The organism is Pseudomonas retamae, assembly GCF_043496865.1.
Classification (GTDB): domain Bacteria; phylum Pseudomonadota; class Gammaproteobacteria; order Pseudomonadales; family Pseudomonadaceae; genus Aquipseudomonas; species Aquipseudomonas retamae.
Map to the genome: position 1 here is coordinate 130,170 of NZ_JBIEIL010000006.1, position 15,387 is coordinate 145,556.

Here is a 15,387-nt window from a genome sequence, read left to right on the forward strand (position 1 = left end):
GCAAGCCCGTACCCAAATGCAGATCGTGAAAAAATCAAAAGCCCCTCACCCTAACCCTCTCCCAGAGGGAGAGGTGACTGATCGCAGGGAATTTGAGAATTGCATCGAGCTGCAATTGCGCGTCGAACGCAAAACTTGAAACGCATACCAATCGGCTCCCTCTCCCTCGGGAGAGGGCTGGGGTGAGGGGCAAACCCACCACAAATCCCAAACCAACCACCCGCTTCTAACCACTCAACAATGAGCGTTAGCTCGAGTGCCCTTGATCTTGATCTTGCCTAACCAGCGACATCGGAAGGCTGAGCGTAGGGATCGATCCGGGCGTGGGAGCGCAGCGACCGTCTGGCGCAGCCAGACACAGCGGAAGTAGGTGCAGCGAAGCAAACCGTAGCCGCTGCGCCCGGATCGATCCCGCAGCGAAGGGACCCGAGCCTGCGAGGGCCGAACGCAGGAGCAAGCCTTTTCGGTTACCTTTTCGGCGTCTGGAAAAGGTGACTCGCCGTAAGGGCGAAACCGCCAGCCGCAGCACCCGAAGCAACGGATATGCCCCAAAAACCCCAAGAGCCTGGTCGGCCCAGAGGCCGCCAAGGCCACCCCCCTGTCAAAACCCTGAACACAAGCAGAAACACCACCCCCCATTGAAACCACCCACCCCCTGCCCCATCTAAGACCCATACCCCATTTGCGCAGGTGCCCCATGACCGACCAGCAGGAACTCCCGGACAACCCCGACGACTACAGCGAAGCCGAGCACATCGAACACACCAGCTCCGGCACCGGCCTCGCCCTGCCCGGCCAGAACCTGCCGGACAAGGTCTACATCATCCCGATCCACAACCGCCCCTTCTTCCCGGCGCAGGTGTTGCCGGTCATCGTCAACGAAGAACCGTGGGCCGAAACCCTCGAACTGGTCAGCAAATCCGAACACCACTCCCTGGCCCTGTTCTTCATGGACACCCCCCAGGAAGACCCGCGCCACTTCGACACCGGCGCCCTGCCCGAATACGGCACGTTGGTCAAAGTCCACCACGCCAGCCGCGAGAACGGCAAACTGCAGTTCGTCGCTCAGGGCCTGAGCCGGGTGCGCATCAAGACCTGGCTCAAACACCACCGCCCACCGTATCTGGTGGAGGTCGAATACCCGCACCAGCCGACCGAGCCGACCGACGAGGTCAAGGCCTACGGCATGGCGCTGATCAACGCGATCAAGGAACTGCTGCCGCTCAACCCGCTGTACAGCGAAGAGCTGAAGAACTACCTCAACCGCTTCAGCCCCAACGACCCGTCGCCGCTGACCGACTTCGCCGCCGCGCTGACCTCGGCCACCGGAGCCGAGCTGCAAGGTGTGCTCGACTGCGTGCCGATGCTCAAGCGCATGGAAAAAGTCCTGCCAATGCTGCGCAAGGAAGTCGAAGTCGCGCGCCTGCAGAAAGAGATTTCCGCCGAGGTCAACCGCAAGATCGGCGAACATCAACGCCAGTTCTTCCTCAAGGAACAACTCAAGGTCATCCAGCAGGAACTCGGCCTGACCAAGGACGACCGCAGCGCCGACCTCGAGCAGTTCGAACAACGCCTGGAAGGCAAAGTCCTGCCGGCGCAGGTACAAAAGCGTCTGGAAGAAGAAACCCACAAACTGTCGATCCTGGAAACCGGCTCGCCGGAATATGCGGTCACCCGCAACTACCTCGACTGGGCCACTTCGGTGCCGTGGGGCGTGTACGGCGAAGACAAACTCGATCTCAAGCACGCCCGTAAAATCCTCGACAAACACCACGCCGGGCTGGACGACATCAAGGACCGCATCCTCGAGTTCCTTGCGGTCGGCGCTTATAAAGGCGAGATCAGCGGCTCCATCGTGTTGCTGGTCGGCCCGCCGGGCGTGGGTAAAACCAGCGTCGGCAAGTCGATCGCCGAATCCCTCGGCCGACCGTTCTATCGCTTCAGCCTCGGCGGCATGCGCGACGAAGCCGAGATCAAGGGCCACCGCCGCACCTACATCGGCGCGCAGCCGGGCAAACTGGTGCAGGCGCTCAAAGACGTCGAAGTGATGAACCCGGTGATCATGCTCGACGAGATCGACAAGATGGGTCAGAGCTACCAGGGCGACCCGGCCTCGGCGCTGCTGGAAACCCTCGACCCGGAGCAGAACGTCGAATTCCTCGACCATTACCTCGACCTGCGCATGGACCTGTCGAAAGTCCTGTTCGTCTGCACCGCCAACACCCTGGACTCGATCCCCGGCCCGCTGCTGGACCGGATGGAAGTGATTCGCCTGTCGGGCTACATCACCGAAGAAAAAGTCGCCATCGCCAAGCGTCACCTGTGGCCGAAACTGCTGGAAAAGGCCGGCGTATCCAAGGGCAGCCTGAGCATCAGCGACAGCGCCCTCAAGGCCTTGATCGACGGTTATGCCCGTGAAGCCGGGGTGCGCCAGCTGGAAAAGCAGATGGGCAAACTGGTGCGCAAAGCGGTGATGAAGCTGATCGACGATCCAAAAGCAGTGATCAAACTCGGCCCCAAAGACCTCGAAGCGTCACTGGGTCATCCGGTGTTCCGCAACGAACAAGTGCTGTCCGGCACGGGCGTGATCACCGGCCTGGCCTGGACCAGCATGGGCGGCGCCACATTGCCGATCGAAGCCACGCGGATTCACACGCTTAACCGTGGATTCAAGCTCACCGGGCAGCTGGGCGATGTGATGAAAGAATCGGCCGAGATCGCCTACAGCTATGTCAGCTCGCACCTGAAACAATTCGGCGGTGACGCGAAGTTCTTCGACGAAGCCTTTGTACACTTGCACGTACCGGAGGGCGCCACACCGAAAGACGGCCCGAGCGCGGGCGTGACCATGGCCAGTGCGCTGTTGTCTCTGGCGCGCAATCAGCCACCGAAGAAAGGCGTGGCGATGACTGGCGAATTGACGCTCACCGGGCATGTACTGCCGATTGGCGGGGTGCGCGAGAAGGTGATTGCTGCGCGGCGGCAGAAGCTCTTCGAATTGATCCTGCCGGAAGCGAACCGCGGCAACTTCGAGGAACTGCCGGATTATCTGAAGGAAGGCATAACCGTGCATTTCGCCAAGCGGTTTGCCGATGTGGCGAAGGTTTTGTTTTGACCGGTAGTCCGTAGCCCCTCACCCCAGCCCTCTCCCCAAGGAGAGGGAGCCGACCGAGTTGTCTTGCGCTATTCATCGCCCTGATATACCGGGGCGATTATGGATTCGCTGACGCACGCTCAGGTCGACGTACCTCGCCAATATTCCCCGGTCAGTCCCCTCTCCCCCTGGGAGAGGGTTAGGGTGAGGGCTTGGCGCCAGTCCAGACAATGCAGCACCCCGGCAGTCACACATCGCCTCATCTTCAGTTATGCTCGCCGTTCGTCGTAACCGCCGGAGCCACTGACCCCATGTCCGCCACTCGCCTGTTTCTCCCCCTCGCCCTCTCGTTGCTGGCCGCTTGTGCCACGCAGCCAAAACACAACGTGACCGTGGAAAAACAAAGCGAATGCCCGGTGCGGCTCAGCACCGGACAAAACCTGATCATCACCCTGCCGAGCAACCCGACCACCGGCTACCGCTGGGCGATTCAGGATTCCGCTGGCGGCGTTCTGCGCGCGCTCAGCCCCGAGGTTTACAGCAACCCGGAAGATGCCGGCGTGGTTGGCTCGGCGGGCGTTTCGACCTGGCGCTTCCAGGCCTTTGCCGCCGGCACCGGCCGTTTGCGCCTGACTTCGCAACAACCGTGGGCGCCGGAAGTGCTGCCGGTGGAAACCTTTGACTGCGCCATTTCGGTGAACTGACGACGGAAAATCGCGCTGGTTTCTTCGCGAGCAGGCTCGCTCCCACAGGACACCACGATCCCCTGTGGGAGCGAGCCTGCTCGCGAAAGCTATCTGCCTGACGCAGAGGATTAAGCGGACTGACGCGGTGCTTTATCAGCAACCCAAGCATCCCCGCGCCCTTTTGGCTAAAATGCCGGCCTTTTCCATCGACACCGCCGGAAACCGCCGTGAGCAAAGAACCCGATCGCCTTTTCGCCCAGCCTTTGGCCCAGGTGCCTGACTTCGCCTTCAACGAAGACGTGGTGCGGGTGTTCCCGGACATGATCAAGCGCTCGGTGCCGGGTTACCCGACCATTGTCGAAAACCTCGGCGTGCTCGCCGCGCAATTCGCCCAACCCAACAGCGTGCTCTACGATCTCGGCTCGTCGCTGGGGGCCGTAACTCAGGCCCTGCGCCGCCATGTACGCACCGACGGTTGCCGTGTGATCGCTGTGGATAACTCGGCGGCGATGGTCGAGCGCTGCCGCGAATACCTCAACGGTCAGGATTCGATGTTCCAGGAATTGCTGCCGGTGGAGGTCATCGAAGGCGACATTCTTGCCCTCGAGTTTCAGCCCGCTTCGGTGGTGGCGCTGAACTTCACCCTGCAATTCATCGCCCCGGATCAGCGCACCGCGCTGCTTTCACGCATTCGCCAGTCGTTGCTGCCGGGCGGCGCGCTGATCCTGTCGGAGAAGCTGCGCTTCAACGATGCCGAGGAACATGCGCTGCTCACCGATCTGCATGTCGCCTTCAAACGCGCCAACGGCTACAGCGAACTGGAAATTGCCCAGAAACGCAGCGCCATCGAAAACGTCATGAAGCCCGACAGCCTCGAAGAACACCGCGAACGCCTGCTGGCCGCTGGGTTCTCGAAAGTCGTGCCGTGGTTCCAGTGTCTTAACTTTGCCTCGTTGATTGCCTTGCCATGATTGATCTGTCCCCCCTCGCCCGCCGTCTGGCCGGTACACCGCTGGCCGAATGGGCCAATACCCTGCAGGCGCAACTCGACAAGAAAATGGAAAAAGGCCACGGCGACCTGGAACGCTGGCAAAGTGCGCTGGACGCCCTGCCGAAGATCCAGCCGAGCGAAGTGGATTTGCTCAACGGTCTGAAACTCGACACCGATTGCGACGACGCAACCCGCGCGCAGATGCGCACCGCGCTGATGGGCCTGTCGCCGTGGCGCAAGGGGCCGTTCGATCTGTTCGGCGTGCACGTCGACACCGAATGGCGCTCGGACTGGAAATGGTCGCGGGTCGCCCCGCACCTGGACCTCAAGGGCAAGCGCATCCTCGATGTCGGTTGCGGCAACGGTTATTACATGTGGCGCATGCTCGGCGCCGGCGCGGACAGCGTGATCGGCGTCGATCCGAACTGGCTGTTCTTCTGCCAGTTCCAGGCGGTGCAGCGCTACTTGTCCGAGCCGAACGCCTGGCACCTGCCGTTCCCGTTCGAAGACCTGCCGGCGAACCTCGAAGGTTTCGACACCGTATTTTCCATGGGCGTGTTCTATCACCGCCGCTCGCCAATTGAACACCTGCTGGCGCTGAAGGATTGCCTGGTCAAGGGCGGCGAACTGGTGCTGGAAACACTGGTGGTCGAAGGCGACAAGCATCAGGTGCTGGTGCCCGAAGACCGCTACGCGCAGATGCGTAACGTGTGGTTCTTGCCGTCGGTGCCGGCGCTGGAATTGTGGCTGCGCCGCGCGGGCTTCACCGATATTCGTTGCGTGGATGTCAGCACGACCACGGTCGAGGAGCAGCGCGGGACGGAGTGGATGAAGTATCAGTCGCTGAGCGATTTTCTTGATCCCGAGGATCACAGCAAAACGGTTGAAGGGCTGCCGGCGCCGATGCGGGCGGTTATTGTTGCCAGGAAGTGAGAGTATTTTCACATGACCGCGGTGGGCCTACCCCTCACCCCAGCCCTCTCCCCAGGGAGAGGGCGCTGATTGTTGAGCTTTTCAAAACTTGAGTCCGACTCGGTATTTCAGGTCGGCGGACTTGGCCCATCCAACTCGGTCAGTCCCCTCTCCCTCCGGGAGAGGGTTAGGGTGAGGGGCTTTTGTTGCGGCGAGCGCGAAAGAATTCGGTCAACACCGCCCCACACTCCTCCGCCAACACCCCGCCCTCATACAACACCCGGTGATTCAAAAAGCCTTGGGTAAAAAACTGCCCTTGACTCTGCACGATCCCCGCTTTCGGCTCCAGCGCGCCATACACCACCCGCGCCACCCGCGAATGCACGATCAGCCCGGCGCACATGCTGCACGGCTCCAGCGTCACATAAAGGGTGCTGCCCGGCAGGCGATAGTTATCCACAGCCTGAGCCGCAGCGCGGATCGCGACCATTTCCGCATGGGCGCTCGGGTCGCTGGCGCTGATCGGGCAGTTATAGCCGCGACCAATGATCTCGCCGTCCTGCACCAGCACCGCGCCCACTGGCACCTCGCCCAGCGCGGCGCCTTGTGCGGCCAGCGTCAGAGCTTCGCGCATGAAGTCGCGGTCGCGGCTGCGGTCGATGATCGCCGCGGGGCGAATCTGGCGCATCACTTCACCTCGATGGCGGCCATCAGGCCGGTTTCCATGTGGTCGATCACATGGCAGTGGAACATCCACACCCCTGGATTATCGGCCACCAGCGCTACTTGCGCGCGCTCGTTCTTGCCCAGCAGGTAGGTGTCGGTGAAGTACGGAATGACCTTGTGCCGGTTCGACGCAATCACCTTGAAACTCATGCCGTGCAGGTGAATCGGGTGTTGGTACTGGGTCATGTTCTTCAATTCGAAGATGTAGCTCTGACCTAGCTTCAGGCTGGCGATCGGTCGATCAGCGCAGGTCTTGTCGGTGATGTCCCAGGCCTTGCCGTTGATCTGCCACAGGCTCGGCGGTTTGCCGTTGTCGACATTGACCGACACCGAACCGACCCACTCGAAATTGAAGTTGAGTTTCTCTGCATTGGCCAGGTCCGGCTCGGCCACAGGGTTGGCCGGCAGGGCTTTGGGCCAGTCCGTCGGCGCATCGCTATTGGCCACCGATCGTAGCGTACCCAGACGCACCGGCCCGTTACGCAGCGACAGTTCCTCGCCCGCCGTCGGCGCCTTGATTGCCAGACAAATGCGCATGCCCGGGCCGAGCCAATATTCCTTGCCCAATGGTCGTGGTTCGACCGGGTTGCCGTCCAGCGCATAGATCTTCGCTTCGACGCCGGGAATATTGATGCGATAGGTAAGGGTGTTGTCGAGGTTGAGCAACCGCACGCGGGTGATCTGCCCGGCCGGCAAATCGATCACCGGCAGCGGCACGCCATTGATCGTCGACAAGCGCCCCGCCGTGCCGCCCCGCGCGGCTTCGCGAGGAATACTGAATTCGACGAAATTGCCTTGATCATCGATGTGCCAGTTTTTCAGGCTCAAGGTCTTTTCGTATTGGAAACCGGTCGGCTCGCGTTCTTCGATGATCAGCGGCCCGACCAGCCCGCGACCGAGTTCTTCACTGCTGCTGACGTGCGGGTGATACCAGTAACTGCCGGCGTCCGGCACGCGGAACTTGTAATCGAAGTATTCGCCCGGCAGCACCGGCAATTGCGAGACGTAGGGCACGCCGTCCATTTCCAGCGGCAGACGAATGCCGTGCCAATGAATAGTGGTCGCCACCGGCAAGTGGTTGATGAAGCGCACCCGCAACCATTCACCCTGACGAACGCGCAGCTCGGTGCCCGGCGCCGACGGCCCGAACGCCCAGGCCTCGGTCTTGTGTCCCGGCACCAGCTCGACGTCCAGCGGCGCGGCAATCAGCTCGTAGTCGTGGCCCGCTTCGGCGTCGGCCCGTTTGCCGAGCCAGTAACGCGACGCGCCCCCCGCCCCCATGCCAACGACAACAAGACCGGCCAGGCCACCGAGGATTTGGCGACGGGTAAAGGACATGAACTCAACTACCTCACGTATCAGCGACAGGCCCCGAGGGCCCGCAAAAGGCGAATACGATACACCTGCGGTTGAGAAACAGTAAGGGCGACCCGCCGCCGCACATCAGTTGAAAGCTAAGCGCGCAGCCCGGTGATCAGATGCACCACACCGTTTTCCAGGGGCATCACGCCAGCGATGCCGGCATCGCTCAAGGCCTTCTCGTCCAGCCGCGACACATCGCGCAGTGTCACCCGCACCCGTGTGAGCGCCAACGGCTGCTGCGACTGCAGGTTATCCACACCGCCCAACGCGGCCACGACAGCGGCACTCAATCCATCGTCAGGCGTGGCTTGCACGCTCGGTGCGTCCGGCACCAGGTCCGGGGTCAAGGCTTTCCAGAAGGCTTTTTGCAATTGATCGAACATCTTCAATTCTCCATGACTGGCAGTGTTTCAGCGCTCGCTTCTTGAAACAGCTGCAATGCCTCGCGCACTTGCCCGGCGCTTTCCAGGCCGAGCACCTGCCGGGCAATGACCTGACAATCGGCCAGCGCCAGCTCACGCACGGTGGCCTTGATCGGGGCAATCATCGGCACGCTCACCGACAACTCGTCGACGCCTAGGCCCAACAACAGCGGCACCGCCAGACGCTCAGACGCCATCGCACCACACACCCCGACCCACTTGCCGTGGGCGTGCGCAGCCTTGACCGTCGTGGCAATCAGGCGCAGCACCGATGGGTGAAAACTGTCGGCCTGACTGGCCAGGCGCGGATGGTCGCGATCCATGGCCAAGGTGTACTGGGTCAGGTCGTTGGTGCCGATCGAGAAGAAATCCACCAGCGGTGCGAACAGGTCGGCCATCAGCGCGGCCGCCGGCACTTCGATCATGATCCCCAGTTTCGGCCTTTCGGTGAGGCCCAGAGCCAGCGCTTCTTCTTCAAGCATCTGCCGCGCCAGACGCAGCTCCGCCAACTGCGTGACCATTGGCAGCATGATGTGCAGGCGCGTCAGTGCACAGCAGCCGAGCATGGCGCGAAATTGCTCGCGCAATAATTGCGGACGTTCCAGGCACAGGCGAATGCCGCGCAGGCCGAGGAACGGGTTGCTTTCACTCTCCATCGGCACGTAGGCCAGCGGTTTGTCGCCGCCGACATCGAGGGTGCGCATCACCAGGTTGTGTTCAGGCCCGACACAACGGGCGATGGCGCTGTAGGTACTGATCTGCTCGTCATGGCTCGGCGCATGGTTGCGGCCCAGATACAGAAACTCCGAACGCAGCAGCCCGACACCGGCGCCGCCCATGGCCATGGCCTGCTCGGTTTCCGTCAGAGAGGCGACGTTGGCCGAGACCTCTACGTGATGCCCATCGCGGGTGCGGGCCGCGAGCGCAGCGTGCTCCAGGTCATCGGCATGACGTTGCCGCTGTTGCGCATGGCGCGCCTGCCATTGCTCGATCGCCGCCGCGTCCGGCTGCACGTGCAATTCGCCCTTGTCGGCGTCGAGCAAAACCTCGGTGCCGTTGCGCAAGGCGAGCATTTGCACCGGCACGCCGCAGATCGACGGCAAGCCGCATGCCCGCGCGAGAATCGCCACATGGCTGGTCGCACCGCCACCGACCGTGGCGAAACCGAGCACTTTGCTGGTATCGATAAGGGCGGTTTGCGAGGGGGTTAGTTGGTCGGCGATCAGAATGCTGCCTTCCGGTAAATCCAATGTCTGCTCGTCAATGCCCAGCAGGCGCTTGAGCACACGTTGCCCGACATCGCTCAGGTCCGCCGCGCGCTCTGCCAGCAACGCATTGCCGAGCTGGCGAAACATGGCTGCGGTGGTCTCGGTCGCCGTGCGCCAGGCGAAGGCCGCGCTTTTGCCGGTGTCGATCAACGCAGCAGCCTGATCGAGCAGGCCAGGGTCTTCGAGCAGTTCCTGATGGGCCTTGAAAATCTCCGCTTCAGCCTCGCCCGCGGCGGTATCGCGCAGATGCTGCAAGGCCAGATCCGCTTCGATCAAGGCATTGGCCAGCGCTTCCCGCTCGCTATCGGCATCGCCGCCGAACTCGTTGACGTTGAAGCTCGGCTCGCTGATCTGCACCACATGGCCCAACGCCGAGCCGGGTGACGCGCAAACCCCGCGCAACAGCGTCAGTGGCTCACTGGCGGCGACCGCGACGGGCGCCTGCGCTGTCACCGGTTCACCGCAGCCCTCGGCCAACAAGCGGCCCAGCGTGTCGATGGCCACTTGCGCATCATCGCCCACCGCACTGATCTGTACGCTGTCACCGAACGCAGTCTGCAGCGCCATGAGCGCCACCAGCGATTTGCCGTTGGCTTGCGCTTGTTGTTTATGCAGATGAATGGTTGCGGTAAACGCCTTGGCTGCCTGAGCGAACACCGCAGCCGGGCGCGCGTGCAGGCCATTGCGGTTGGGCAAGATCAGCGCTGGCGAAAACAGCGCCTGGCCTTGTGGCGCGTTGGCTGTTTCGTTCAGTCCTTGGGCAGCGCTGATTTCGAGCAACGGCTGGCCGCGTTCGACCAGTCCGCTCGGCTCGACCAGCCAGGTGAACGGCTCGCCGCTGACCACCAGCATCAAGGTCAGCAGGCTGCGGGCGTGGCGGGCGATGTAGTCGGCATCGAACTCGATCAGCGCCTGTCCGGCGGCGACCTGCTGTCCTTCTTCAACCAGACGGGTGAAACCCTGTCCGGCGAGGTTCACCGTATCCAGACCGATGTGCATCAATACCTGCACGCCGTGCTCGTCGGTGATGCTCACGGCATGCCCGCTGGCCTGCACGTTGCTGACCACGCCGGCCAGCGGCGCGCACAGGGTCGACGAGGTCGGGTCGATGCACAGACCGTCGCCGATCACGCGCCCGGAAAACACCGGATCGGGCACCCGGTCCAGCGCCATCAGCACGCCGGACAAAGGCGCCAGCAGTTGTAAGGGTTGGGGTGTGGCCATGACGTCACCTGCAATGTTCGTATTGAAGTACCGACGGAGCGCGACGCTGCCGTCAGCATCGCTTATTTCCACCAGTATTCGACCTGCAATCCGACATTCGCACCGTGCCGGGCATTGCCGAAGGCGCCGCTGTCGGACAGTGCCGAGCCTTTGGCCAGTTGATTGGCCGCGCGTTTCGCCGCCTCGTTCCACGTCGCATAGGTGTAATACAACCGCACCTCGGGCCGCGCCCAAAAGGCCGGGCCTTTCGGCGACCAGGTCGGGGCAACGGTAAACTTGCTCAGCTTGCGCGTTCCGCCCGGTGCATCGACCTGATCGTGGCCCAGTTCGGTGACCAGTTTGAACTGCTCGGTGAGCGCATAGGCCGGCCGCACGCCCAGCGACAGCCAGTTCTGATCGGGGCCCTGCGCACGAATGTCCTTTTGATACACCGCTGCGATCTGTCCGCCAAAACGCGGCGTCAGCTGCCAGTCGAAAAACTCGACGATGCGATAGCTTTTATTGCTCTCGTCCAACCTGACATCGCCGGTATAGCCCAACCCGGTGCCGGGCCCTTCACCGTACTGCAGGGCCAGTTTGTTCTTGCCGCCGAGAAATCCGCTCTGCACATGTTGCGTGGTGATCGCCCAGCCGCGATGGGCGTCGCGGCTGTCAGGTTTGTCGATGTAGCTCAGCCCGAATTCCAGTTCACCGCCGGGGTTGCTCTTGAACCCGCCCACGTTGAAATCGTGGCGATTGATGTAGTCCTTCTGGTACAGGTTGTCCTTGCGTGAGAACGCGTAGCTGTACTTCAGATCGCCGATCAACACATCTTCAATGCCGCCGCCGGTGGCGCTCTGATTCCAGTAATAGAAGTCGGAAATGTGAATGTCGTTACGCTTGTAGTAACGGCGCCCGGCCCACAACGAACCGCCGTTCAGCGCGGGCATCGCCGACCATTGCGCGTAAGCCTGCGGCAAACGGATCGAACCGGTGTGGTCTTTGAATGTGGGCTTGCGGTCGTAGCGGTTGTACAGCGAAGCCATGCCGTCGACGCTCAACACCGAACCATCCTCCAGCGTGAACAGATCCTGGCGCAGCTCCAGCTCGCCATACTGTTCGCATTCGTTGCCCAGGCGATATTTGGTCTGCGCGCCGGGCAATTGAAAGCACGACTGGCTGCTGCTGTTGACCGACGTACCAACACCGCTGCGCAAGTAACCGCCGAACTCCAGCGCGTGTGTTGACGCCGGTAACGCCAGGCAAAGACCTGTCACCGCAAGGCTGCGTTTTATTGTTGTTTTCATGAGCCACCCCATTGTTTTTATTGTGTGGTTGCAAAAAATCAGCGCGCAAAGCTCCCCCGCGCAGTGTTCTGCGTGTTTTTTCAAACGTGGTTTACGGGTTAAGAATCAGGGATCGATCAGGTGCACTACGAACGACTCGTAAGGCCGCAACGTCAGCTGTCGAGTGCGCGGCGCAGCGCCCGGGTAATTGCTGATCACGGTGCGCTGACGCATCGATTCGCTGATCGCGCTTGCGGGCAATTCGATTTCACACGGCGTGCCGTAGAAATTGTTCACCACCAGCAAGCGCTCGGCGTCGCCCTCTCGCAGATACGCCCAGACTTGCGGATGTTCGGGCAATAACTGGCGGTACAGCCCGTCAGTGATCAATGGCTCGCTGCGCCGCAACGCGATCAGCGTGCGGTAGTGATGCAACACCGAATCCGGGTCATCGAGCTGCCCCGCGACGTTGATCAGCGTTGCATTGGCCGGCACACCGATCCACGGCTCAGCGACGCTGAAACCGGCGTTCGGCGTTGCATCCCAGTGCATCGGCGTGCGCCCGTTATCGCGGGACTTCTGCATGATCGCCGCCATGTTGTCGGCATCGCTGCTACCGGCCTCACGCTTGAGGCGAAAGATGTTCAGGGTCTCGACGTCGCGGTAATGCTCGATCGACTCGAACCCCGGATTGGTCATGCCGAGTTCTTCGCCCTGATACACGAACGGCGTGCCCTGCAGAAAGTGCAGCGCGGTGCCGAGCATCTTCGCCGACAGCTCGCGAAACTCACCGTCATGGCCAAAGCGGGAGACCACCCGCGGTTGATCGTGGTTACACCAGAACAGCGCGTTCCAGCCGCCACCGGCCTGCATGCCGGTCTGCCAGTCGGAGAGAATCCGCTTGAGCTGGAGGAAATCGAAGTCGGCGCGGACCCACTTCTGCAGGTTCGGATAATCGACTTTCAGGTGATGAAAGTTGAAGGTCATCGACAGCTCTTTCGACTGCGGATTCGAATAGCGAATGCAGTGTTCGAGGCTGGTCGATGACATCTCGCCGACGTTGATCAGGTCGTAGCCTTCGAAGACTTCGCGGTGCATCTGCTGCAAGTAGGCATGCACGTTCGGCCCATCGGTATAGAAGCGCCGGCCATCGCTTTCGTCTTCGGGAAAGTCTTCGGGCTTGGAGATCAGATTGATCACGTCAAGGCGGAAACCACCGACGCCCTTGTCGCGCCAGAACTGCATCATTTTGAAGACTTCGGCGCGCACCTGCGGATTGTCCCAGTTCAGGTCGGCCTGAGTGTGGTCAAACAGGTGCAGGTAGTACTGACCGGTCTGCGCCTCGTATTCCCAGGCGGAACCGCCGAACTTCGACTCCCAGTTGTTTGGCTGATCGCGCCAGATATAGAAATCACGATAAGGGTTGTCGAGACTGCTGCGCGCCTGTTGAAACCAGACGTGTTCGATCGAAGTGTGATTGACCACGATGTCGAGCATCAGCTTGATCCCGCGCTTGCCCGCTTCGGCAATCAGCAATTCGCAGTCGGCCATGCTGCCGTAGCTCGGATCGATGGCGTAGTAATCGCTGATGTCGTAGCCATTGTCCCGTTGCGGCGAACGCAGGAACGGCGTGATCCACAGACAATCGACGCCCAGCCAGTGCAGATAATCGAGCTTGGCGACAATCCCCAGCAGATCCCCGGTCGGGTTGCCGGCGTGGCTATGAAAACTTTTCGGATAGATCTGGTAGATCACCGAACGCTGCCAGTCCTGCATGGCACAACTCCTTCAGATATCTCAGGCAACCCGAAAACCGGGACGGACAATCTTCATGCTCAGCGCGCAGGTCAGAACGAACGGCACAAGCATGGCAATCAGCATGCCGATGACGAACATCGGGATGTACTGTGGAATGATCGAAATGAACCCCGGCAGCCCGCCGACGCCAATCGCCGAGGCCTGGATGCGGTTCAGCGAAAGGAATATGCAGCCGAGCGCAGACCCGATCAACGCGGCATAGAACGGAAACTTGTAGCGCAGGTTGACGCCGAACATCGCCGGCTCGGTGATACCGAAATAAGCGGAAATCGCTGAGGTCGAAGCCATGCTCTTGTCCCGCGCATTGCGCGTCATCCAGAACACCGCCAGCGCCGCACTGCCTTGGGCGAGGTTGGACATGACGATCATCGGCCAGATGAACGTGCCGCCCTGGGTGGAAATCAATTGCAGATCGACCGCAAGAAACATGTGATGCATGCCGGTGATCACCAGCGGCGCATAAAGCAGACCGAAAATTGCCCCGCCCACCATCGGCGCGAAATCGAACAGCATGACCAGGCCTTCGGTGATGAAGATGCCGATGTGGCGGGTCACAGGGCCAATCACCGCCAGCGCCAGCACGCCGGTGACGACGATGGTGGTGATCGGCACCACCAGTAATTGAATGGCGTTGGGTACACGGGCGCGCAGCCACTTTTCAATCACGCTCATCACATAGGCAGCAAGCAGGATCGGCAGGATCTGCCCCTGATAGCCGACCTTCTCCACCTGGAACAAGCCAAGAATGTCGAAGTACGGCAGTTGCTGCCCGTCCAGCCCGGCCACTGCTTTGCCGTAGTTCCAGGCGTTGAGCAGGTCCGGGTGGACCAGCATCAGGCCGAGCACGATGCCGAGAATTTCGCTGCCGCCAAAACGCTTGGCCGCCGACCAGCCCACCAGCGCCGGCAGAAACACGAACGAAGTGTTGGCCATCAGGTTGATCAGGCTCCACAACCCGTCGAGTTTCGGATAGGCATCAAGCAGGGTCTGCCCGTCGATGAACATGCCTTTGGCGCCGAGCAGGTTGTTGATGCCCATCAACAGGCCGGCAATGATCAATGCGGGCAGAATCGGCATGAACACATCGGAGAACACCCGCACCAGCCGTTGCATGGCGTTGATCTTTTCTGCGCTCTTCTGTTTAACGTCGGCAATGGTCGACGCGGCGAGACCGGTCTGCTTGCGCAGTTCGGCATAGACCTTTTCCACTTCCCCCGGACCGATCACCACCTGATAGAGACCGCCGGTGAAAAACGAGCCTTTGACCAGATCGATCTGATTGAGCGTGGCGACGTCCACCAGACTCGGGTCTTTCAGAGCCAGACGCAAACGCGTGACGCAATGGGCGGCCTGTTCGAGGTTGTCGGCGCCACCGAGGCTTTGCAGCAAGTCCCTGGCGATGTTCGGGTAGTCGTGGCTCATGCTTGTTCTTCCGCTGTGGATTGTTGTTATTGGCAGCACGCCGAAGCGAAAAATACTCGTACAGACGAGTGAATGCAACAACTCGTCTGTACGAGTTTGTTTATGCATATTCCCGCCAGACCAATCGCGAAATTTCCTACTTCTCCCTAAGCCGATTTCTATCGTCCACATGGACAAAGCCCTACCCTGGCCTTAAG

At 61.2% G+C, this 15,387-nt stretch carries 11 protein-coding genes; 4 read left to right on the forward strand and 7 right to left on the reverse strand.

The features are described 5' to 3' along the window. Positions 1–697: 697 nt before the first annotated feature. The 4 genes from lon (at position 698) to cmoB (ending at position 5,704) form a co-directional block, all read left to right on the forward strand. The gene (gene lon / locus ACGSLL_RS13960; RefSeq protein ID WP_336355368.1) at positions 698–3,115 is read left to right on the forward strand and encodes an endopeptidase La; all 2,418 of its coding nucleotides are present in this window, start codon (positions 698–700) and stop codon (positions 3,113–3,115) included. Between the two features lie 290 nt (positions 3,116–3,405). Further along, positions 3,406–3,798 carry a protease inhibitor I42 family protein gene (locus ACGSLL_RS13965; protein ID WP_394506692.1) on the forward strand — a complete coding sequence of 131 codons (393 nt, stop codon included), beginning with the start codon at positions 3,406–3,408 and terminating at the stop codon, positions 3,796–3,798. A 209-nt stretch (positions 3,799–4,007) separates the two neighbouring features. Next, on the forward strand, positions 4,008–4,751 hold the full coding sequence (gene cmoA, locus ACGSLL_RS13970) for a carboxy-S-adenosyl-L-methionine synthase CmoA (protein ID WP_016773355.1): 744 nt from the start codon (positions 4,008–4,010) through the stop codon (positions 4,749–4,751). Then, on the forward strand, positions 4,748–5,704 hold the full coding sequence (cmoB, locus tag ACGSLL_RS13975; protein WP_093098635.1) for a tRNA 5-methoxyuridine(34)/uridine 5-oxyacetic acid(34) synthase CmoB: 957 nt from the start codon (positions 4,748–4,750) through the stop codon (positions 5,702–5,704). Before cmoA ends, cmoB begins: the two co-directional genes overlap by 4 nt. Positions 5,705–5,870: 166 nt before the next feature. Here the strand turns inward: cmoB and tadA are convergent, their stop codons facing one another. The 7 genes from tadA to treP all read right to left on the reverse strand — a co-directional run bounded on the left by tadA (position 5,871) and on the right by treP (position 15,190). Continuing rightward, on the reverse strand, positions 5,871–6,371 hold the full coding sequence (tadA, locus tag ACGSLL_RS13980) for a tRNA adenosine(34) deaminase TadA (protein WP_394506695.1): 501 nt from the start codon (positions 6,369–6,371) through the stop codon (positions 5,871–5,873). Next, positions 6,371–7,747 carry a multicopper oxidase family protein gene (locus tag ACGSLL_RS13985; protein WP_394506697.1) on the reverse strand — a complete coding sequence of 459 codons (1,377 nt, stop codon included), beginning with the start codon at positions 7,745–7,747 and terminating at the stop codon, positions 6,371–6,373. Before ACGSLL_RS13985 ends, tadA begins: the two co-directional genes overlap by 1 nt. A gap of 116 nt (positions 7,748–7,863) precedes the next feature. Then, positions 7,864–8,154, reverse strand: coding sequence for a PTS glucose transporter subunit IIB (locus ACGSLL_RS13990; protein WP_394506699.1), 291 nt, complete (start codon positions 8,152–8,154; stop codon positions 7,864–7,866). A 2-nt stretch (positions 8,155–8,156) separates the two neighbouring features. Next, entirely contained in the window at positions 8,157–10,685 is a 2,529-nt protein-coding gene (gene ptsP / locus ACGSLL_RS13995; protein WP_394506701.1) for a phosphoenolpyruvate--protein phosphotransferase, read from the reverse strand. Positions 10,686–10,747: 62 nt separating this feature from the next. Beyond that, on the reverse strand, positions 10,748–11,971 hold the full coding sequence (locus ACGSLL_RS14000) for a maltoporin (protein ID WP_394506703.1): 1,224 nt from the start codon (positions 11,969–11,971) through the stop codon (positions 10,748–10,750). A 105-nt stretch (positions 11,972–12,076) separates the two neighbouring features. After that, positions 12,077–13,726 (reverse strand): alpha,alpha-phosphotrehalase, encoded by a 1,650-nt coding sequence (treC, locus tag ACGSLL_RS14005; protein ID WP_394506705.1) that lies wholly within the window; start codon positions 13,724–13,726, stop codon positions 12,077–12,079. Positions 13,727–13,747: 21 nt separating this feature from the next. Further along, positions 13,748–15,190 (reverse strand): PTS system trehalose-specific EIIBC component, encoded by a 1,443-nt coding sequence (treP, locus tag ACGSLL_RS14010; RefSeq protein WP_394506707.1) that lies wholly within the window; start codon positions 15,188–15,190, stop codon positions 13,748–13,750. Positions 15,191–15,387: the final 197 nt, after the last annotated feature.